General features: G+C 37.5%; 20 protein-coding genes. All 20 read right to left on the bottom strand.

The genetic code is table 11. The features are described 5' to 3' along the window. Window positions 1-22: 22 nt before the first annotated feature. Window positions 23-1690: a ribonuclease J gene (locus BFA01S_RS02785; protein ID WP_156483509.1), complete on the bottom strand. Its 1668-nt coding sequence runs from the start codon at window positions 1688-1690 to the stop codon at window positions 23-25. 622 nt (window positions 1691-2312) lie between these two features. Next, the gene (gene dapA, locus BFA01S_RS02780; RefSeq protein ID WP_066225506.1) at window positions 2313-3191 is read right to left on the bottom strand and encodes a 4-hydroxy-tetrahydrodipicolinate synthase; all 879 of its coding nucleotides are present in this window, start codon (window positions 3189-3191) and stop codon (window positions 2313-2315) included. A gap of 54 nt (window positions 3192-3245) precedes the next feature. Beyond that, complete coding sequence (gene dapG / locus BFA01S_RS02775; RefSeq protein ID WP_066225504.1) at window positions 3246-4445, bottom strand: aspartate kinase; 1200 nt, start codon at window positions 4443-4445, stop codon at window positions 3246-3248. Window positions 4446-4517: 72 nt separating this feature from the next. Continuing rightward, window positions 4518-5561 (bottom strand): aspartate-semialdehyde dehydrogenase, encoded by a 1044-nt coding sequence (gene asd / locus BFA01S_RS02770; protein ID WP_066225501.1) that lies wholly within the window; start codon window positions 5559-5561, stop codon window positions 4518-4520. A gap of 106 nt (window positions 5562-5667) precedes the next feature. Continuing rightward, a complete protein-coding gene (locus BFA01S_RS02765; RefSeq protein WP_066225498.1) occupies window positions 5668-6267 on the bottom strand; it encodes a dipicolinate synthase subunit B in 600 nt (199 codons plus the stop codon). Further along, window positions 6264-7166: a dipicolinic acid synthetase subunit A gene (gene dpaA, locus BFA01S_RS02760; protein WP_066225496.1), complete on the bottom strand. Its 903-nt coding sequence runs from the start codon at window positions 7164-7166 to the stop codon at window positions 6264-6266. The genes BFA01S_RS02765 and dpaA overlap by 4 nt, the downstream gene beginning before the upstream one ends. A gap of 144 nt (window positions 7167-7310) precedes the next feature. Continuing rightward, entirely contained in the window at window positions 7311-7571 is a 261-nt protein-coding gene (locus tag BFA01S_RS02755) for a YlmC/YmxH family sporulation protein (RefSeq protein WP_066225493.1), read from the bottom strand. 83 nt (window positions 7572-7654) lie between these two features. Next, window positions 7655-8893: a M16 family metallopeptidase gene (locus tag BFA01S_RS02750; RefSeq protein WP_066225491.1), complete on the bottom strand. Its 1239-nt coding sequence runs from the start codon at window positions 8891-8893 to the stop codon at window positions 7655-7657. A gap of 44 nt (window positions 8894-8937) precedes the next feature. Next, window positions 8938-9921 carry a polysaccharide deacetylase family protein gene (locus BFA01S_RS02745; protein ID WP_066225489.1) on the bottom strand — a complete coding sequence of 328 codons (984 nt, stop codon included), beginning with the start codon at window positions 9919-9921 and terminating at the stop codon, window positions 8938-8940. A gap of 178 nt (window positions 9922-10099) precedes the next feature. After that, window positions 10100-12217 (bottom strand): polyribonucleotide nucleotidyltransferase, encoded by a 2118-nt coding sequence (pnp, locus tag BFA01S_RS02740; RefSeq protein WP_066225487.1) that lies wholly within the window; start codon window positions 12215-12217, stop codon window positions 10100-10102. Between the two features lie 179 nt (window positions 12218-12396). Then, complete coding sequence (rpsO, locus tag BFA01S_RS02735; RefSeq protein ID WP_066225484.1) at window positions 12397-12666, bottom strand: 30S ribosomal protein S15; 270 nt, start codon at window positions 12664-12666, stop codon at window positions 12397-12399. Window positions 12667-12791: 125 nt separating this feature from the next. Further along, a complete protein-coding gene (ribF, locus tag BFA01S_RS02730; RefSeq protein WP_066225483.1) occupies window positions 12792-13742 on the bottom strand; it encodes a bifunctional riboflavin kinase/FAD synthetase in 951 nt (316 codons plus the stop codon). Window positions 13743-13778: 36 nt separating this feature from the next. Beyond that, a complete protein-coding gene (gene truB, locus BFA01S_RS02725; RefSeq protein WP_082799825.1) occupies window positions 13779-14702 on the bottom strand; it encodes a tRNA pseudouridine(55) synthase TruB in 924 nt (307 codons plus the stop codon). Between the two features lie 58 nt (window positions 14703-14760). Then, window positions 14761-15117: a 30S ribosome-binding factor RbfA gene (gene rbfA / locus BFA01S_RS02720; RefSeq protein ID WP_066225480.1), complete on the bottom strand. Its 357-nt coding sequence runs from the start codon at window positions 15115-15117 to the stop codon at window positions 14761-14763. A gap of 16 nt (window positions 15118-15133) precedes the next feature. Further along, complete coding sequence (locus tag BFA01S_RS02715) at window positions 15134-15412, bottom strand: DUF503 domain-containing protein (protein WP_066225478.1); 279 nt, start codon at window positions 15410-15412, stop codon at window positions 15134-15136. Beyond that, on the bottom strand, window positions 15409-17589 hold the full coding sequence (gene infB, locus BFA01S_RS02710; RefSeq protein ID WP_066225476.1) for a translation initiation factor IF-2: 2181 nt from the start codon (window positions 17587-17589) through the stop codon (window positions 15409-15411). The genes BFA01S_RS02715 and infB overlap by 4 nt, the downstream gene beginning before the upstream one ends. 19 nt (window positions 17590-17608) lie before the next feature. Next, window positions 17609-17911 (bottom strand): YlxQ family RNA-binding protein, encoded by a 303-nt coding sequence (locus tag BFA01S_RS02705; RefSeq protein WP_066225528.1) that lies wholly within the window; start codon window positions 17909-17911, stop codon window positions 17609-17611. Window positions 17912-17916: 5 nt separating this feature from the next. Next, window positions 17917-18189 (bottom strand): RNase P modulator RnpM, encoded by a 273-nt coding sequence (gene rnpM / locus BFA01S_RS02700; protein ID WP_066225472.1) that lies wholly within the window; start codon window positions 18187-18189, stop codon window positions 17917-17919. 13 nt (window positions 18190-18202) lie between these two features. After that, entirely contained in the window at window positions 18203-19333 is a 1131-nt protein-coding gene (gene nusA, locus BFA01S_RS02695) for a transcription termination factor NusA (RefSeq protein WP_066225470.1), read from the bottom strand. A 125-nt stretch (window positions 19334-19458) separates the two neighbouring features. Next, the gene (rimP, locus tag BFA01S_RS02690) at window positions 19459-19932 is read right to left on the bottom strand and encodes a ribosome maturation factor RimP (RefSeq protein WP_066225468.1); all 474 of its coding nucleotides are present in this window, start codon (window positions 19930-19932) and stop codon (window positions 19459-19461) included. Between the last annotated feature and the right edge of the window lie 177 nt (window positions 19933-20109).

The raw sequence follows: 20109 nt of genomic DNA, 5'->3' as shown, positions 1-20109 counted from the left end.
CGATCGCCGTCTCCTTTCTTACTTACTGCTCCATAATAATCGGCAAAATCATCGGTTTTCTTTTCGTTTGTTCAAAAAGATACTGATTTAATGCCTCACGTATGTTTAATTTCAATGATGACCATTCAATCACATGTTCTTCCATTGATCGTTCGATAATATTTTTTACAATGTCGGTTGCCTTTACAATTAATCCTTCCGACTCACGAACATATACAAAGCCTCGGGAAATAATTTCTGGCCCGGATAAAATTTGTTTCTTACGTTTATCCAATGTAACAACGACAATTAAAATACCGTCTTGTGAAAGAAGCCGTCTGTCTCTTAATACAATATTACCGACATCCCCGATACCGAGTCCGTCAATTAATATATTACCTGCAGGAACTTTCCCGCTTGTGCTTACTTCCTTTTCTTTAAACTCGATAACATCACCTTTGTCAACGAGGAAAATATGATCATTAGCAATTCCAACTTCTGCTGCAAGTTTAGCATGTGCCTTTTGCATTTTAAATTCACCTTGAACAGGGATAAAATATTTTGGTTTCATAATATTTAACATTAATTTTAACTCTTCTTGATTCCCATGTCCTGACACATGTACCGCACGTTCTTCAAATACAACATTTGCTCCTGCTCTGCATATTAAATCAATCGTTTTAGAGAAAGCTAATTCATGTCCTGGAATTGGTGTCGCTGCAATTAATACAGTATCATCTTCATTTACATTGACATGCTTGTTCGCTTGCTTTGCCATTTTTGCAAGAACAGCAAGCGGATTCCCCTTGTTGCTCGTCGTTAAAACAGCAATTTCATGTGGAGAATACTTATCCATGTCATTAACAGAAATCAAGAAATCTTCTTCCACTGAAATATAGCCAAGCTTAATTGCTAAATTAATCGTATTTTTCATATTTTTCCCGACAATTACAAGCTTGCGGCTATTTTTTGCAGCTGCATCAATAATTTGTTGAATACGATTAAAATTTGATGCAAATACAGCAATAATGACCCGCCCTGGAGCATTGTATATAACATCTGCAATTTCTTCACCGACAATTGCTTCTGACCCGGAATAACCCTGTTTTTCCGCATTTATACTGTCTGACATTAAACATAGAACACCTTTTTGCCCAATTTCGGACATTTTTGCAATGTCACTGAATTGATTTCCAACCGGTGTTTGATCAAATTTAAAATCACCTGTATGCACAATCGCACCCATTGTCGTTTGAAATGCAATTCCAACCGAATCCGGTATGCTGTGATTTGTTCTAAAAAATGTGATCGTTGTGGAATCAAATGTTAATACAGAGGAAGGATAAACTTCTTTTACCATAACCGTCTGCTTCATTCCATGCTCTCTAAGCTTTTCACTAACAAGCGCTAATGTAAGCTTTGTTCCGTAAATCGGAATATTTAAATGATGGAGAAGATAGCTGATCCCGCCGATATTCTCATCATGACCATGTGTTAAGAAGATTCCTTTTACCCGATTGATATTTTCCTTTAAATACGTAATGTCTGGTATAACGACATCTATGCCGAGCATTCCTCGCTCCGGGTACATTAATCCTGCATCTACAACGAAAATATCTTTATTAATTTCTACCACGAACATGTTTTTACCGATTTCTCCAACGCCCCCTAAGGCGATAAGTTTAATACTCTCTGTCTTTTCAATGTTCAATGTAATCCTGATTACTAAAAACTAATAAAACTATATAGTTGTCTCACAATCAGGAAAGGAGACACGTCCATTACTTGGTTAGTTTAAGTAATCAGGGGTTGCACCTCCTTTAATTTAAGTCCCTGATTGTCATCGTTTTTTACCTATTGTTCTTTTTATATATTGTTAAAAGATTGTATGAAATCTTTTCAATTGATCAGATTGCTATACATATCTTTGCACTCATGTTTAATAATGCTGTTGTAAAGTGAAACTCCCATCAGTGAGGATTTTCGTGATATCCCTTGCTGATGGTTAGCATGAACCAATCGGGGTTTTTAGATAGTTTATACCCGACTTAGGCTCTTCTCTATTACTTCCTTGAAGTCGGGTCTTGCTGCCCATTATTCCCGATAATTTATAAGGAAGCTAAATGTATTTTATCTTTCCTTAATATGTACCCGTCCAATATCACTTAGGAATATTATAACTGATGGAAGAAATGGAATACAAGGGAAATTCATGTAGATTATATGTAAATGCGGAAAAATAGCCGATATTTTAAGAAATGGATTAATTTTGAGGAGATTTATTTTCCATCAGCGGGAATTTTAATATTTCCCACTGATGGTCAGCAATATATTTATTTCGAAAAATTATTCATTACATCTAATATATTAGTGCGTTCTGCCTCTGTTAACGGAACAAGCGGCAGTCTAACTGGTCCAACATCAAGTCCTTTTACTTGTAAAGCAGTTTTTACTGGTGTTGGATTTGGTGCAGAAAACATCTGCTTCATTACAGGTAACAGCTGACGATGTTTCTTCGCAGCTGAAGCAAGATCTCCACTCTCAAATAATGAAATCATTTCCTGCATTTCATTACCGAGAACATGAGAAGAAACAGAAACAACTCCAACTCCGCCAATTGCCATTACCGGTAAAGTTAAACCGTCATCACCTGAATATAATTCAAACTCATCACGAGTTTTCTCAATAATTTCACTCATTGCATCAATATTGCCGCTCGCTTCTTTCACAGCGGTAATATTCGAAATTTCAGATAAACGCACGATCGTATCAACAGACATATTAACAGCTGTACGACCTGGAATATTATAAAGCATAACAGGCAGTTTTGTACTTTCTGCGATCGCTTTAAAATGCTGGTATAAGCCCTCTTGGCTCGGTTTATTATAATAAGGTGAAACGAGTAAAATTGCATCGACGCCAACTTCTTCTGCTTTCTCCGTTAGTTCAATCGACGCTTTTGTATTGTTGCTGCCAGTACCCGCAATAACAGGTACGCGTCCGTTTACTTCTTTTACCGTATGTTTAAATAATGCAAGCTTCTCTTCTGAAGTTAACGTTGCTGATTCTCCTGTTGTCCCAGCAACGACTAAAGAATCAGACCCATTGCTAATTAAATAATCAATCAGCTTTGTTGTTTTTTGAAAGTCAATATTTCCGTTTTTATCAAATGGGGTCACCATTGCAGTCGAAATTTTTCCAAACTGACTCATTAACTATCTCACTCCTAATGCTATATAATTATGCGCGAACATTATTATTCTCTTTCATTTTGCTAGATTAAAAGCTTCGTGTAAAGCATTAACTGCTATTTCCGTATCTTCTTCTTTCACGAGCACCCATATTGTCGTATGGCTGTCAGCCGATTGCAAGATCTGGATACCTTGTTCTGACAGAGCTGTTACAATTTTCGACGTAACCCCGGGAACACCGCTAATTCCGGCGCCAACTGTCGATACTTTTGCACAGTTTCTCTTCACAACCGGATCATATCCAAATTCCCCTAAAATAGTAACCGCAAGATCTGTTACTTGTTCTGTCACTGTATAGACGACACCTTTTGGCGTGATATTGAAAAAGTCGACACTTATATTAGCATTTGCCATCGCTTTAAATACTTCTCGCTGCACATTATATTGTCCTTCTTTTGCAGACACTCTTATTTGTGTTACACCTGTAACATGGGTTATTCCTGTAATTAATCGTTCATGAACACTAGAATCTGCCGTTACTAATGTACCGGAAGAATTTGAGTATGTGGATCTTATTCGAATTGGAACTTTTGCCTGCATTGCGATCTCTACGGCTCTTGGATGAATGACTTTCGCTCCTTGATAAGCAAGATTGCAAATTTCCGTATATGTGACAACAGAAAGAGGTTTTGCATTTTCTACAATTTTTGGATCAGCTGTCATGACACCTTCCACATCTGTAAAAATATCGACATATTCAGCTTTCAGTGCTGCGCCGAGCGCTGCTGCCGATGTGTCACTTCCACCTCGCCCAATCGTCGTTATATCGCCATTTTCGGAATGTGCCCCTTGAAAACCTGCGACAACGACAACGTCTTTTTCCTCAAGCATCGAACTTAATCTGTCACATTTCATATCAATTATTTTTGCGTTCGTATGCTCATTGTTCGTAATAAAACCTGCTTGTTTTCCATTTAAAGCAGCTGCTTTTAAACCATTTTCATTTAACATGCTTGTAAAAACAACAGCGGAGATGATTTCACCGCATGATAAAAGCATATCTTGTTCGCGATTAGATATATTATGAACATCTCCATAAATTAAGTTTAAAAGCGTATCCGTCGCATAGGGATCACCATTTCTGCCCATTGCAGAAACAACAACGACAACCTTATAGCCTTCATGAACAGTTTCTTTTATATGTTTTAATGCCATACTTCTACCTTGTTCATTTTTTACGGATGTGCCACCAAATTTTTGAACGATAATTTTCATAGAAACACCTCATGTTCATACGTGAGAGAAGAGAGCTGGGCTAAAAAAACCATACTCTCTTCTTTTTAAAACTTAAACTAAGTTTAATTTAATTAAGCTTTCAGCAATTTGAACAGAGTTCCATGCAGCACCTTTTAATAGATTGTCTGAAACAACCCACATATGGAAGCCGTTTGGACGGTCTAAATCTTTACGGATACGTCCAACGAATACGTCATTTTTGCCGACACAGTCAGCTGGCATTGGATAAATTTGCTGTGATGGATCGTCTTGAAGCGTAACACCTTCAAAATCATTTAATAAGTTTTTCATTTCTTCAGCCGATACATCGTCTGCACCGATTTCAACGTAAACAGATTCAGAGTGACCAGTCGCTACCGGTAATCTAACACAAGTAGCTGCAACTTCTAGCTCTGGTAAATGCATAATTTTCTTTGTTTCATTAATCATTTTCATTTCTTCGAAAGTATAACCATTGTCTTGGAACTTATCGATTTGCGGAATTGCATTAAATGCGATTTGATAATGCTTTTCATCGCTTCCAACCGGTAAGATCTGAGGGTTGATTTCTTCCCCTTCTAAAAGTGCTTTCGCTTGCTCTTTTAATTCATTAATTGCTTGAACACCTGCACCTGAAACCGCTTGGTATGTTGAAACGATTACTTTATTTAAGCCGTATTTCTCACGAAGCGGCTCAAGAGCAACAACCATTTGAATTGTTGAACAGTTCGGATTTGCAATAATTCCGTTATGTTTTTTAAGATCGTCTTCATTTACTTCCGGAACAACAAGCGGAGTATTCTCATCCATACGGTATGCGCTTGTATTATCAATAACGATTGCGCCGCGTTTTACAGCTTCTGGCGCAAATTTTAATGATACACTGCCTCCAGCACTGAATAAAGCGATTTGTACGCCTTCAAAGCTTTCAGGTGTTGCTTCTTGAACTATATATTCTTCACCTTTAAATGTCAGCTTCGTTCCTGCTGAACGTGCTGAAGATAATAGTGTTAATTTTGAAATTGGAAAATTACGTTTTTCTAAAGTTTGAAGCATTTGCTCTCCTACTGCACCTGTTGCTCCAACTACTGCTACATGATAACCTTTTGCGTTCATTGTTATAACTCCTCCCACGTATATCCTATGTTGATATACAAACAAAATCTTTTACGTATTATTGTATCACATAAACAAGTTAATTGGTCTAAAAATTCATTCAATTTTACTGTTCATATTTATATTTTTCAATAATAACAGGCTGATATTGTTTATTTTCCAGCGCTGCCTCCACTGTTGCCTGTAAAAGTGTCATTTGTGCAACCATGGAATTCGGCTTTTTATCTGGTGCATCCTGCCCGAAAGGAATAAAATAAATATTTTTCGTTGCCATTAATCTCATTAAATTGGCTCCATTTAATCCTAACGCATCATTCGTTGAAATTCCCAGAACGACTGGTTTTTGATTTCTTAATGTTGCTTTTGCTGCCATTAAAACAGGAGAGTCTGTCATGGCATTTGCAAATTTACTCATTGTATTTCCAGTAAGCGGTGCAATAATCATGCAGTCTAATGGAATTTTCGGTCCTAATGGCTCAGCCTTCACAATCGAATCAATTACTTTATTGCCAGTTGCTTCTTCAATTTTCTTAATCCACTCTGCCCCTTCACCGAATCTAGTCGTCGTTGATTGAACAGTATGTGAAACAACCGGTAATACTTCTACGCCTTCTTCCACTAATTTTTCTATTTGTGGAAACACCGCGTCATACGTACAATGTGACCCAGTTAATCCAAAACCGATTCGTTTTCCTTTTAAACTCATGATGATGACTCCTTTCGTTTGTCTAAAACTTCAACGAGGATTTGTGATAATACATTCGCAATAATTTGACCTGCTGTTCTTGGGGCGACAATTCCAGGAAGTCCCGGTGCAAGCAATGCCTTCACTCCCCTTTTTTCCGCATAACGGAAATCGGTTCCACCAGGCTTTGATGCTAAATCAACAATTAATGTATTTGCCGGCATTCTTGAAATTACTTTCGCCGTGAGAATCATATGCGGAATCGTGTTAATGCACACATGCAAATCTGTTACTTCTTCTTCAATATCTTTTAATAGAAATGGTTTCAATCCCATTTCTGTAATTCGTGCTAAATCTGCGGTTTTTCTTGCACCTACTTTTACCTTTGCTCCAAGTGCTGAAAATGTTCTTGCAACACTCATGCCGACACGGCCAAGACCTAAAACAGCTATAGTTGAACCATGAATCGTTATATCTGTATGCTGAATAACCATCATGATCGTTCCTTCAACCGTTGGAATGGAATTATAAATAGCAACATCATCCCTCTCGAACAGCTGAACGAGTTTTCGATTTGCTTTATCAACGATTTTAGATAAATAATCATTCGTAATACCTGAATATATAACACAATGTTCAGGTGTTTTTAAAAGAACTTCATCCGTTAAGAGGACTGTTTCATTAGAAAACACAGTTTCCACATTTCCATTCAGGTCAGTTCCCGGAACAGGTAAAATAATCGCATCAAGCTGTTCCAATGAAATTTCATCCAGCTTCACTTTATTAGCTCCGGCAAAGCCATGATCTAACTGATCGAAACCGACGAGAAATAATTTCGCATCAAGTTCTGTCAGTTTTCTTATCACTTCTAACTGCCTGGCATCTCCTCCAATGACAGCTATGTTCAATTCAGTTAACATGCTGTAAATTCACCTTCTTTTTTTTGAGCTGATTGCAACGTTCGTTTTAATTAGTTAAATATCTTACTGCCACATACTATGTAAATCATTACCTAGAGGTGAATACTCCTTTAAATGAAAAAAGACTAACCAGATTGGTTAGTCTTAAACGTCGTCATCGCCGATATTCTCATCAGGAATTTCTAAAATAATCATCTCTGTTCCAATTTTTTTAATATGCTGCCACGGTACTCTCACTTCTTCTCCTTGCTTCCTTAAGCCAAACCATTTTAATGAAGGAATAATAAGAGTAGTTATTTGCCCCGTCTGTTCATTTATTTCAAGATCTGTCTGCCCTAAAACTCCTAAACGTTCCGCTTGTTTAACATCAACAATTTCTTTTCCACTTAACTCGCTAAGCCTCATATTGACCTCCTCCTTTGTACTATCATATTGAAAGAAGACAATAAAAAATGCTAACAATTATAATGATTGTTAGCAAGTACGAATTAATTAAGTTCTGCAGGCAGTTTTCCTTCTGGACTAATAACAGCAGCAGAGTAATTATCATTGAAAATTGCTTCTGCTAAAGTATGAACACTTTCTTCATTTACTCGATTAACTTTTTCAATAATATCATCCAATGAGCGGTGAATACCAAGTAAAAGTTCATTTTTACCGTTTCGGCTCATCCTGCTGTTTGTGCTTTCAAGGCTCAGCATAAGGCTGCCCTTCATTTGCTCTTTACTGTTTGCTAACTCTTTTGCTGTAATGCCTTCTCCTTTAAACTTCGCAAGTGTTTCCTGAACTGTTTCAAAGAGAACATCCAGCTGATTAGCACCTGTTCCTCCGTAGATCGTCAGCATCCCGTTATCTTCATATGATGAATGATAGGAGAATACGGAGTAAGCAAGACCTTTTTGCTCTCTCACATCTTGGAAAAGCCTTGAACTCATACTGCCGCCTAATATATTATTCAGGACGATAAGATCATAAATATCTTCGTGCCCTACTTCCAAACCGTTAAAACCGATACATAAATGTGCTTGTTCCGTTTCTTTTTTACGTGCAAGCTTATCATTCATAAATACTGGTTTTTCAGAAGTCTGTTCTTTCCCTTTCGTTTCAAAGGAACCGAATAACTTTTCAATATCAGAAATAAACTTCTCTGTAATATTACCCGCTACAGAAACAACGACATTTTCAGGAGTGTAATTATTACTCATATACTCTCTTAAAGAATCACCATTAAATGTTTCTAATGTTTTTTCTGTTCCTAAAATCGGGTAACCTAGCGGGTGATCGCCGTATGTTGCCCTGCTTAGCATATCGTGAACGATATCGTCTGGTGTATCTTCATACATTTTAATTTCTTCATAGACGACATTCTTCTCTTTTTTTAATTCTTCTTCATCAAATGTAGAATGAAAGAACATATCTGCAAGCACATCTAGTGCGTAATTCGCATGGTCATCAAGAACTTTTGCATAGTAGCAAGTATATTCTTTTGATGTAAATGCATTCACTTGACCACCAATACTATCAAAAGATTCAGCAATTTCACGAGCTGTCCTCGTTTTTGTACCTTTAAAAAACATATGCTCTAAGAAATGGGAGATTCCATTATTTTCTTTGTTCTCATTTCTAGAACCTGTGCCAATCCAAATTCCAATTGCAACTGATCTTACTGTCGGTATGTTTTCTAAAACTATTCTTACTCCATTTTGACAAGTATATTTTTTGATCAAACTATTTCCTCCTAGTTGTCAAGCAGCCTTCAAATGATAATAATTCATTCTTTTGACTCTTTTCTAAGATTTATATTCAGTCTTTCCTCATCTAAAAGCATGGATACTGAACCAAAAGAATAACCTTTTTCTTTTATTAATAAAATCAATTTTTCTAAAGATTTATCAGTCGGATCAGTCGGATGCATTAAAACAATTGCCCCGTTATGGACCTTACTAACGACCCGTTCAATGAGTACATGCGGCTGAGGCTTTTGCCAGTCTACTGTATCAACTGTCCATAAAATCGTTTTCATATCCATTTCCGCTGCAATATCAACGACCTCTTTACGGAAACTCCCGCTTGGCGGAGCAAATAGAGTAACTTTCTGCTCTGTCGTTGCCTTAATGACATCATTGGTTTTTGCAAGCTCTTCCCTGATACTTGCTGATGTAATTTTACTCATATCAGGATGTCTGTACGAATGATTACCAATTTCATGACCCGCATCGACGATCATTTTTGCCATCTCAGGGTTTTCCTTCGCCCATCTGCCTTCAAGAAAGAAAGTTGCTTTCACATGATGCTTGTTTAAAGTTGTAAGCATATTTGGAATATATTCATTTCCCCAGGCGACATTAATGGCAAATGAAACCATCGGCTTATCAGGATGACCTCGGTAAATTGGTTCAGGCGGTAAATCAGATAGATGAACTTTCGGCTTTATTTGCCGGTAGATAAGAAGATTTTCATTAAAAATCCCTTTTTTCTTCATCTTTTCATATGATTTATCGACATCTACCTCAATTCCATTATATCCGGGTATCGCTTTCCAAATTTTATGTATTTGAGCATCTTGGGCAGCAATTTCATGTTCTATTTTTTTATCAATAATTTCTTGATATAAATCATTTTGATAATTTGCGACCATCACGCTCGTTTGCTTCATATCATCTACATATGAATTAGTATACGGATTTTGAAAGAATCCGATGCTAAGTGACAGCATAATAATAAAACCGGTAATTTGAATAACTTTCCGCTTCATTCTATCCTTCCCCCTTTTTAGTAAAAAATATGTAGGAAAGGGACAAGGTAGAACTTTGATATAAAGTTATTCATGTAGTTAAGTTAATAAAAGAAGCTGGGTTTCCCCTAGCTCCGTTTCATCTAATAATAATACGAATTACGCTTTAACACATAGAAGCTGCTTTATCATAGATTTATTATGAATTTTGTTCTTCTTTTTCTTTCTGCTCTTTAAGAACAGCTTTTCTGGAAAGATTAACACGGCCCTGCTTATCGATTTCTGTTACTTTTACAAGAATTTCATCACCGATTGCAACGACATCTTCCACTTTGCCGACACGTTCCTCAGCAAGTTCAGAAATATGCACAAGTCCGTCTTTTCCAGTAAATATTTCAACGAAGCATCCGAATTTTTCAATTCGTTTTACTTTACCTAAATACATTTGGCCAACGACAACTTCACGAACTAGATCTTCAATAATTTTCTTCGCTTTTTCGTTCATTGCTTGGTCAACAGAGGAGATGAACACTGTACCATCTTGTTCAATATCGATTTTAACGCCTGTTTCCTCGATAATTTTATTAATCTGTTTTCCGCTCGGTCCAATAACGTCCCTGATTTTATCCGGATTGATCGTCATTGTTAAGATCTTTGGAGCGTATCTAGATAACTCTGTTCTTGACTCGCTGATTGTTTGAAGCATTGATTGTAAAATTTCCATCCGGCCGGCTTTTGCCTGCTGTAATGCTTCTTCTAAAATCTGGCGTGATAGTCCTTCAATTTTAATATCCATTTGCAGAGCTGTTACACCTTTTTCTGTACCAGCTACTTTAAAGTCCATATCACCTAAATGGTCTTCCATTCCCTGAATGTCTGTAAGCACTGTGTAATGTTCCCCAGTTTTTACAAGACCCATTGCAATACCTGCAACCGGTGCTTTAATCGGTACCCCAGCATCCATCATCGCAAGTGTACTTGCACAAATACTTGCCTGTGATGTAGAACCATTTGATTCCAGAACTTCAGATACTAGACGAACTGTGTACGGGAAATCTTTCTCAGATGGAATAACCGGCTCAAGCGCTCTCTCACCTAATGCACCATGACCGATTTCACGGCGGCCAGGTCCGCGCATTGGTCCTGTTTCACCGACACTGAATGACGGGAAATTATAATGATGCATGAAACGTTTTGATTCTTCAATGCCAAGTCCATCTAAAATCTGCACATCACCTAATGCACCAAGTGTACAAATGCTGAGTGCCTGGGTTTGTCCACGTGTGAATAAACCAGAACCGTGTGTACGTGCAAGAAGTCCTACTTCAGATGATAAAGGACGGATTTCCTCAGGCTTACGGCCATCAGGTCGAACTTTTTCTTCTGTAATAAGGCGGCGAACTTCCTCTTTTACGAGTTTTGATAAAATTTGTTTTACTTGCTTCATTACTTCTTCAGCAGCTTCTGCTTCTTCATATTTCGCAACGACAGCCTGCTTCACTTCATTAATCGCAGCTTCTCTTGCATGCTTTTCTTGCACTTGAATTGCAGCCAGTAAATCTTTTTCAGCTGTATTGCGGATCTCTTGTTCCAGCTCTTTATCAAGCTCGTATAATTCGATACTCAGTTTTTCTTTTCCAACTTTTCCTGCGATTTCCTCTTGGAACGCAATTAATTCCTTAATCGCTTCATGCCCATACATAATCGCTTCAAGCATCGTTTCTTCCGGTACTTCATCTGCACCAGCTTCAACCATGTTAATTGCATCTTTTGTACCAGCTACCGTTAAATGAATATCACTTTTTTCTAATTCTTCCACAGTCGGGTTAATAACATATTCATTATTAATTCTTCCGACGATTACACCTGCGATCGGTCCTTCAAATGGAATATCAGAAACAGTAAGTGCAAGTGATGAACCGAACATTGCGGCCATTTCTGATGAACAGTTCTGATCCACACTCATGACGATACTGATAACTTGAACTTCATTTCTGAAACCGTCAGCAAATAGCGGACGAATCGGTCTGTCAATTAGACGGCTTGCTAAGATTGCTTTCTCACTTGGACGGCCTTCTCTTTTAATAAAACCACCAGGGATTTTACCAACAGCATATAAACGCTCTTCATAGTTAACAGTGAGCGGGAAAAAGTCTAAAGGCTTTGGCTCCTTTGAAGCTGTTGCTGTACTTAATACTGCAGTATCTCCGTAACGAACCATTACTGCACCGTTTGCTTGCTTTGCAAGTTGACCAATTTCAACAGAAAGCTTACGGCCAGCCCAGTCCATGGAGAAAATTTGTTTGCCTTGTTCCATAAAAATTAAAAACTCCTCTCAAAACACAATGATAAAATTTACTTCTATGTAAATAGTATGAACCAATTAATTTCAACATATCAATGTTGTTACCCTATGTAAAGAAAAAATGATCTATTTTTTCTAATAAGTTCTCTTTTTAATACGATAAAAAAGCGGGAATTATCCCGCTTTTCTAATTAACGACGTAAACCAAGTCTGTTGATTAACTCACGATAACGAGTTACGTCTTTATTACGTAAGTAAGTTAATAAGTTACGACGCTTACCTACCATTTTTAAAAGACCTCGACGTGAATGATGATCTTTTTTGTGAACGCGTAAGTGTTCGTTTAATGTATTGATTTCCTCAGTAAGGACAGCAATTTGAACTTCTGGAGAACCAGTATCAGAATCATGTGTTCTGAAGTCCGCGATAATTTCATTTTTACGTTCTTGTGTGATAGCCATCCTATTCACCTCCTTATGTTAAAAGCCCCAATTACCGAGCAAGCGTTGGTGAATCGCAAAGCCAAGCAATGGTTTTTAGTTACAACAATTAGAATACTATTTTTACATGAAAAAAGCAAGATTTTTTATTTATTATTTTCGATAAAGTATTGCTCTGCTGCATCTTTATCTTTTCCAATTTGTGAAATAAGCTCTTCTACATTATGGAACTTTTGTTCACTTCTTATTCGCTTATACCAGGAAATAATGACTTCTTTTCCATAAATTTCATAATCAAATTGAAAAATATGAACTTCAATACTTGGTTTTACTGCTCTTTCTTCCTTAAATGTCGGCTTATATCCAATATTGCATACAGCCTCATACTCTGTTCCATCAATCACAATCTTAACAGCATACACACCTGTCGGCGGTACAATATATGATTCATCGACATCTACATTTGCTGTTGGAAAACCGATTGTTCTTCCTCTTTTATCTCCATGAATGACAGTGCCTTTTACATAATGCGGTCTTCCAAGCAAGCACATTGCGTAGGACACATCCCCGCTTCTTAATACTTCTCTAATTAATGTGGAGCTAATTTTACGGTCATGGTCCGTCTGTTTTTCAACCGTCGTCTGCAGAAATTCATTGCGCGAGTGAAAAGGAAGTGTTTCCATCGTTCCTTTGCCCATATGCCCATATGTAAAATCGAAGCCTGCAACGACATGCTCTACATTCAGTCCGATAATAAACTCATCAACAAATTCCTGCGGTCTTAAAGCTGCAAACTGTTCTGTAAACTTCACAATAATTAATACGTCAATATCCATTTCTTCTAAGAGACGGATCTTTTCATCCAACGTAATAATAGCAGCTGCCTGCTGATCGGCTTTTTTCAAAATAACAGATGGATGGGGATCAAAAGTCATAACAGCACTTTTTAATCCTTTTTCCGCTGCAATTTCCTTTGCCTTGTTAATAACCATTTGATGTCCTTTATGAAGACCATCAAAATAGCCTAACGCTAATACCATTCTTTCAAAATCGGATGTTTCATATGGATGGGGATATGAAAGTGTAATTATTTTCACGGGTAACTTCACCTTTTTCTTCTTTAGAACATGTATTTAGACAAAGTCATTTTTAATGACTTTTATCGGCTTCATTAAGTGCATTTTCTCCGGATGTTTTGTATAAATCGCCAGGCATGTATCATTTTCATCATAAATGATGAGCGGTTCGCCCGAATGCAGATGTACAAACTGTTCTGGTAATGGAAGCACAGCACCATTCTTCACTTTCTCTGCTAGATTATCATGGATAATACATTTCGGCAAATATTTCAATGCCTCTCCTATGGAAATAAGTGACTCTGCTAAACGATCATCTTCCACCAGCTGCTCTACTTCTGAAAATGTTAAACACTGTTCCAAACTGAAGTCTCCTGATTTTGTCCGTATTAAATGGGACATATGTGCAGGAAATCCCAGCTGTTCGCCAATCATAACAGCTAATGTCCGAACATACGTGCCTTTCGAGCACGTGACACGAAAACGAAATTTTACTGTTTTATCATCCTGATTAATCCCGCTTAACAGTATGAGCTCGTGAATTGTAATTTTCCTAGTCGGTCTTTCTATTTCAATACCGGCACGAGCGTATTCGTATAATTTTTTCCCATTTATTTTAATTGCGGAGTACATCGGAGGAGTTTGCTCTCTTTCTCCTGTCATGTTTGAAAAAACGTTTAACACTTCCTCAGCAAGTATCTCGCGGTCCACAGCTTTTTCAGAGACAATTTCACCAGAAGCATCTTCTGTCGTTGTTGAAAAACCAAGCGTTACTTCCGCTTCATATGTCTTTGATTCCGCTGTTAAATATTCCACAATCTTCGTTGCCCTGCCAATACAAAGGGGCAATACTCCTGATACATCAGGATCAAGCGTTCCTGTATGCCCAATCTTTTTCGTTCTTGCCAGCTTTCTCATCTTTGCAACACAATCATGTGAAGTCATGCCGATTGGCTTATGTAATAATAAAACACCTTCCACAGACATTTCTCCTTCGCTTATTCCTTAAAAAAGGATAGACAAATGTCTATCCTTTTCTTTAATCTTCGTGACGGTCCTGAACATTTAGTTCATTTATTAATGTTTCAATTCGATTGCCGTAATCAATCGATTCATCAAATTCGAACTGTATTTCAGGAGTTTTTCTTAAACGGATCCGTTTGCCGATTTCTGAACGGATAAACCCTTTTGCTTTTGAAAGACCTTTTAATGTATTCTCTCTCTGCTCTTCATTGCCTAAAACAGAAATATACACTTTTGCGATCTGTAAGTCACCAGATACCTCTACATCTGTTACTGTTACAAAACCGATACGCGGATCTTTTATTTTACGGCCGATAATTTCACTTAATTCTTTCTTCATTTGCTCGCCGACACGGTTGGACCTTAAACTCATACTATCACCTCATTTTTCAAAACCACTCGAACACAGACTGTGTCCGCTCAATTTCAGGAAAAGAGTCAATAAATTTTAAAACATTATTTAACTCTCTTTCTGTTGCCATTTTCGAAGAGGTAATGGCAACGATACCGATTTTTGTCCGCTGCCATGTATCTTGAAAGCCGATTTCTGAAATTGAAATATTGTACTTTTGTTTTGCACGCGTCATAATCCTTTGTAAGACTGCTCTTTTCTCTTTTAGCGACCCCGCGTCATAGATTATATATTCACAGTCTACAGAGCCGATCATTTGCGTTCAATTTCCTGCATGATGAATGCCTCGATAACATCGCCTTCTTTAATATCATTAAAGTTTTTAATTGTAATTCCGCATTCATAGTTTCTTGCTACTTCTTTTACATCGTCTTTGAATCGTCTTAATGCATCAATTTCACCTTCAAAAATAACGATGCCGTCACGGATAAGGCGGACGCCGCTGTCACGTGTTATTTTACCTTCTGTTACATAACTTCCGGCAATTGTACCGATTTTCGATACTTTATACGTTTGACGGACTTCTGCTTGACCGATTACTTTTTCTTCATATTCAGGATCAAGCATACCTTTCATTGCCGCTTCGATTTCTTCAATTGCTTTATAGATGATACGGTGTAAGCGAATATCAATTTTTTCTGCATCTGCCGCACTTCTTGCATTGTTATCAGGACGAACATTAAATCCGATAACGATTGCGTTTGATGCTGCCGCAAGCATAATATCGTACTCTGTGATCGCACCTACTCCAGAGTGAATAATTTTTACTCGTACACCTTCAACTTCAATCTTTTGAAGGGATGCTGACAATGCCTCAACAGTACCTTGTACATCTGCTTTTACAATAAGATTAATATCTTTAATTTCACCTTGTTTAATTTGCTCAAATAAATCATCTAAGCTTAATTTTGAGCCACTGCTTCTTTGCTCATCAATTTGCTTTTGTGCTCTCGCTTCCCCAACTTGGCGTGCCTGTTTTTCATCACCGAATACCATGAACTGGTCCCCAGCCTGTGGAACATCACTTAATCCAGTTATTTCAACCGGTGTTGATGGTCCTGCTTCTTTCACACGGCGGCCAAGATCATTTACCATCGCACGAACACGTCCATAAGCATGACCTACAACAATCGGATCACCGACACGAAGTGTTCCGTTCTGCACTAATAATGTTGCGACAGAACCGCGTCCTTTATCAAGCTGTGCTTCGATAACAGTACCTGTTGCACGGCGTTTCGGATTTGCTTTTAACTCTTCCACTTCACTTACGAGTAAGATCATTTCTAAAAGATCATCGATTCCTTCTCCTTGAAGAGCAGAAACTGGAACGAAAATCGTTTCACCGCCCCAATCTTCAGGAACAAGACCATGCTCTGTCAGTTCCTGCATCACGCGGTCAGGATTTGCTGACGGTTTATCGATTTTATTAACAGCGACGATAATTGGTACTTCTGCTGCTTTTGCATGGTTAATTGCCTCCACCGTTTGTGGCATAACACCATCATCGGCTGCAACAACTAAAATCGTAATATCTGTTACTTGTGCACCACGGGCACGCATCGTTGTAAATGCCGCATGTCCAGGTGTATCAAGGAACGTAATTTTTTTATCATTCGCAACGATTTGATATGCACCAATATGCTGTGTAATCCCGCCGGCTTCACCAGCTGTCACTTTCGTATTACGAATTGAGTCTAGAAGAGTTGTTTTTCCGTGGTCAACGTGGCCCATAATTGTAACGACAGCAGGACGGATTTGTTGATCTTCTTCACGGTCCTCTTCTTCATATTTCTCAAATTCTGTTACTTCAAACACAATTTCTTCTTCTACTTCCACACCATATTCTGAAGCAATTAATTCAATTGTATCTTTGTCAAGATCCTGATTAATTGTCGCCATAACACCAAGCAGAAGAAGTTTTTTAATAATTTCTGATGGTTCTTTCCCTAATTTACCCGCTAATTCCCCTACTGTTAAACTCCCAGTAAAAGTAATTTTACTCGGCAATTCTTTTTTCGGCTGTTGCTGTGGAACCTGCTTTACGCCCGGTCCTTTATTATTTTTGCGATTTTTATTATTATTGTTGTTATTTTTATTAACTGGTCTGTTGGCACCTTGTTGTTTTTTATCATTTTTCTTTGTTGGTTGTTGGTTATTCGTTTGTTTAGTCACAGTTACCTCTTTTTCTCCTGATCTCGGTCTAATTTGTTCTACTTTTTGCTTTTCTTTTTGTTCTGACCGTTCCTGATTAGGATTCTCTATTTTTTGTTGTTTATTTACATTGAATTTACCGTCCAATTTCATCATCGTATCTTTATCAATCGTTGACATATGATTATTTACGTCAATATTTATTTCTTGTAATGCCGATATGATCATTTTGCTTGAAAGATTATGTTGTTTTGCATATTCATATACTCGCATTTTTGTCATACGTTCACCTCCAAGAATATTAATCGAGCAACGTTTTAAGCTTTGTCGCAAAGCCTAAATCTGTAACAGCTACAACTACTCTTGCATCTTTTCCGATCGCTTTCCCTAATATATAACGATCTTGAACCGTTACGACTGGCACATGATATGACTTGCATTTATCAGTTACTTTCTTTGCCGTATTATTGGATGCATCTTGAGATAGGAGAACGAGTTTGACTTTTTGCTGCCTTACTTCTTTTACAACAAGTTCTTCCCCTGAAACAATTTTTCGCGCTCGATTTGCCAGACCTAATAAGGACATCCACTTTTGATCATTCATCAATATTACTGTTTCTCCTTCTTGGCCAGCTGTATGAGTTCCTCATAAAGCTCATCTTCAAGACTCGCTTTAAGCTGAGTAGCTAAAATATTTTTCTTTTTCGCCTGAATAATACATTGTTCATCTAACGTAAGATAAGCACCGCGCCCATTTTTTTTCCCGGTTAAATCAATGGAGACTTCCCCTTCTTTCGTACGAACGATGCGAACGAGCTCTTTTTTCGGCTTCATTTCACCTGTCACAACACATTTGCGCAGTGGTACTTTACGGTTATTCATATGAATTCACCTCTTACTCAGTTACATCATCTGCATCAAATTTCAGAAGCGGTTCATCGATATCATCTTCATCGAAATGCATCGGCTCCGCTGCTTCAAAAATCCCTGCATTTTTAGCATCTGTCTCACTCTTGATATCGATTTTCCAGCCTGTTAACTTCGCAGCAAGTCTCGCATTTTGACCTCTTTTACCAATCGCAAGTGATAATTGATAATCCGGCACAATAACCGTCGTCGCTTTTTCTTCTTCATTGACGATTACTTCCATTACTTTCGATGGGCTAAGTGCATTTGCGACAAATTCAACTGGGTCTTCCGACCAGCGAACGATATCAATTTTTTCACCCTTCAGTTCATTAACGATCGCTTGAACACGCTGTCCTTTAGGTCCAACGCAAGAGCCGACCGGATCTACTTCAGCATTATCAGAATGAACAGAAATTTTCGAGCGGTCACCGGCTTCTCTTGAAACAGATTTAATTTCAACCGTACCGTCATAAATTTCAGGAACTTCTATTTCAAATAAACGTTTTAAAAGGCCTGGATGACTGCGGGAAACATAAATTTGCGGACCCTTTGTCGTCTTTTCCACCTTTGTAATGAACACTTTAATACGATCATGCGGTTTATACTGTTCATTCGGCATTTGTTCACTTACTGGAAGAAGTGCTTCAATTTTTCCTAGGCTTACATAAATGAATTTTGAATCGATTCTTTGTACGATACCAGTCATAATATCTTCTTCACGATCAATAAATTCACTATAGATAACTCCACGCTCAGCTTCGCGTACACGTTGTGTAACGACTTGCTTTGCAGTTTGTGCGGCAATTCGTCCGAAATCTTTTGGTGTTACTTCGATTTCAATAACATCATTTACTTGATAATTTGGATTAATGCTTTTCGCTTCCTCAATTGAAAGCTCAAGGCGGGAATCATATACTTCATCAACGACATCTTTTCTTGCGAATACACGCATCGTTCCCGTTTCCCGGTTTAAATCCACACGGACATTTTGCGCTTGGCTAAAATTACGTTTATAAGCAGAGATTAAAGCAGCTTCGATTGCTTCAATAATAATTTCTTTACTGACACCTTTTTCCTTTTCTAATATTGTTAAGGCATCTAACAGTTCACTACTCATGTTAACGACTTCCCCCTTAAATAAATAAGCAATTTTTACATAAATGAAAGCAGCTTCGATTTTGATTTAACCCTTTTGAAGAAACAAGTGTGAAGTGTGAAAAAACAAAACTACTCATATTAGGACTAATTAAATGATACAGCTAATCTTGCACTCGCTACCTTCTCATAAGGAATTTGGATTGTTTTCTTCCTTGTCTTAATAGTAATTGTAATCGTTACGACTTCACCATTAAAATCTGTTAGCACACCTTCAAACAGTTTTTCATCATCAATCGGCTCATATGTTTTAATATGGACATTTTTGCCGATCGCTTTCGTAAAATCTGCTTCTTTTTTTAACGGTCTTTCTGCACCTGGAGAAGACACTTCTAAAAAGTAATTATGTGTAATCGGATCTAATTCATCAAGTTTTTCGCTCAATCTCTCACTTACTATTCCACATTCTTCAATATCAACGCCTGATTCTGAATCAATAAAAACGCGAAGAAACCAGTTCTTTCCTTCTTTTACATATTCAATATGTATTAATTCTAAATTCATTTGTTCAACAATCGGTTGGACTAATTGTTCAACGATTTCCGTCACTTTTTTGCTCATAATTTCCTCCTTGTGAACGAAAAGCCAAAATAACTAAAGCACTTATGTGCTGAAAAACCCTGCTTTTAAATAAGCAGGGGATTAAAGTTTAAGTTCGTACAAACACAAATAAACATTCGCGAATATACATGAAATCTAAGCCTTTAAAAACTACTACAATACGAAAGAGTGGGTTTC

Source organism: Metabacillus fastidiosus NBRC 101226 (genome assembly GCF_001591625.1).
Taxonomy (GTDB): domain Bacteria; phylum Bacillota; class Bacilli; order Bacillales; family Bacillaceae; genus Metabacillus; species Metabacillus fastidiosus.
This window is presented reverse-complemented; position numbering and strand designations above follow the sequence as displayed.

Excerpts from the sequence above, each read along its gene's own strand:
- BFA01S_RS02745 (WP_066225489.1), bottom strand. The coding sequence starts at position 9,921 with ATGAAGCGGAAAGTTATTCAAATTACCGGTTTTATTATTATGCTGTCA.
- rnpM (WP_066225472.1), bottom strand. The coding sequence starts at position 18,189 with ATGAATAACCGTAAAGTACCACTGCGCAAATGTGTTGTGACAGGTGAA.
- nusA (WP_066225470.1), bottom strand. The coding sequence starts at position 19,333 with ATGAGTAGTGAACTGTTAGATGCCTTAACAATATTAGAAAAGGAAAAA.
- infB (WP_066225476.1), bottom strand. The coding sequence starts at position 17,589 with ATGACAAAAATGCGAGTATATGAATATGCAAAACAACATAATCTTTCA.
- BFA01S_RS02755 (WP_066225493.1), bottom strand. The coding sequence starts at position 7,571 with ATGAGGCTTAGCGAGTTAAGTGGAAAAGAAATTGTTGATGTTAAACAA.
- dapA (WP_066225506.1), bottom strand. The coding sequence starts at position 3,191 with ATGAGTCAGTTTGGAAAAATTTCGACTGCAATGGTGACCCCATTTGAT.
- dpaA (WP_066225496.1), bottom strand. The coding sequence starts at position 7,166 with ATGTTAACTGAATTGAACATAGCTGTCATTGGAGGAGATGCCAGGCAG.
- BFA01S_RS02705 (WP_066225528.1), bottom strand. The coding sequence starts at position 17,911 with ATGAATGATCAAAAGTGGATGTCCTTATTAGGTCTGGCAAATCGAGCG.
- BFA01S_RS02715 (WP_066225478.1), bottom strand. The coding sequence starts at position 15,412 with ATGATCGGCTCTGTAGACTGTGAATATATAATCTATGACGCGGGGTCG.
- rpsO (WP_066225484.1), bottom strand. The coding sequence starts at position 12,666 with ATGGCTATCACACAAGAACGTAAAAATGAAATTATCGCGGACTTCAGA.
- pnp (WP_066225487.1), bottom strand. The coding sequence starts at position 12,217 with ATGGAACAAGGCAAACAAATTTTCTCCATGGACTGGGCTGGCCGTAAG.
- rimP (WP_066225468.1), bottom strand. The coding sequence starts at position 19,932 with ATGAGCAAAAAAGTGACGGAAATCGTTGAACAATTAGTCCAACCGATT.
- asd (WP_066225501.1), bottom strand. The coding sequence starts at position 5,561 with ATGAACGCAAAAGGTTATCATGTAGCAGTAGTTGGAGCAACAGGTGCA.
- rbfA (WP_066225480.1), bottom strand. The coding sequence starts at position 15,117 with ATGAGTTTAAGGTCCAACCGTGTCGGCGAGCAAATGAAGAAAGAATTA.
- BFA01S_RS02765 (WP_066225498.1), bottom strand. The coding sequence starts at position 6,267 with ATGAGTTTAAAAGGAAAACGAATCGGTTTTGGATTAACTGGGTCACAT.
- dapG (WP_066225504.1), bottom strand. The coding sequence starts at position 4,445 with ATGAAAATTATCGTTCAAAAATTTGGTGGCACATCCGTAAAAAATGAA.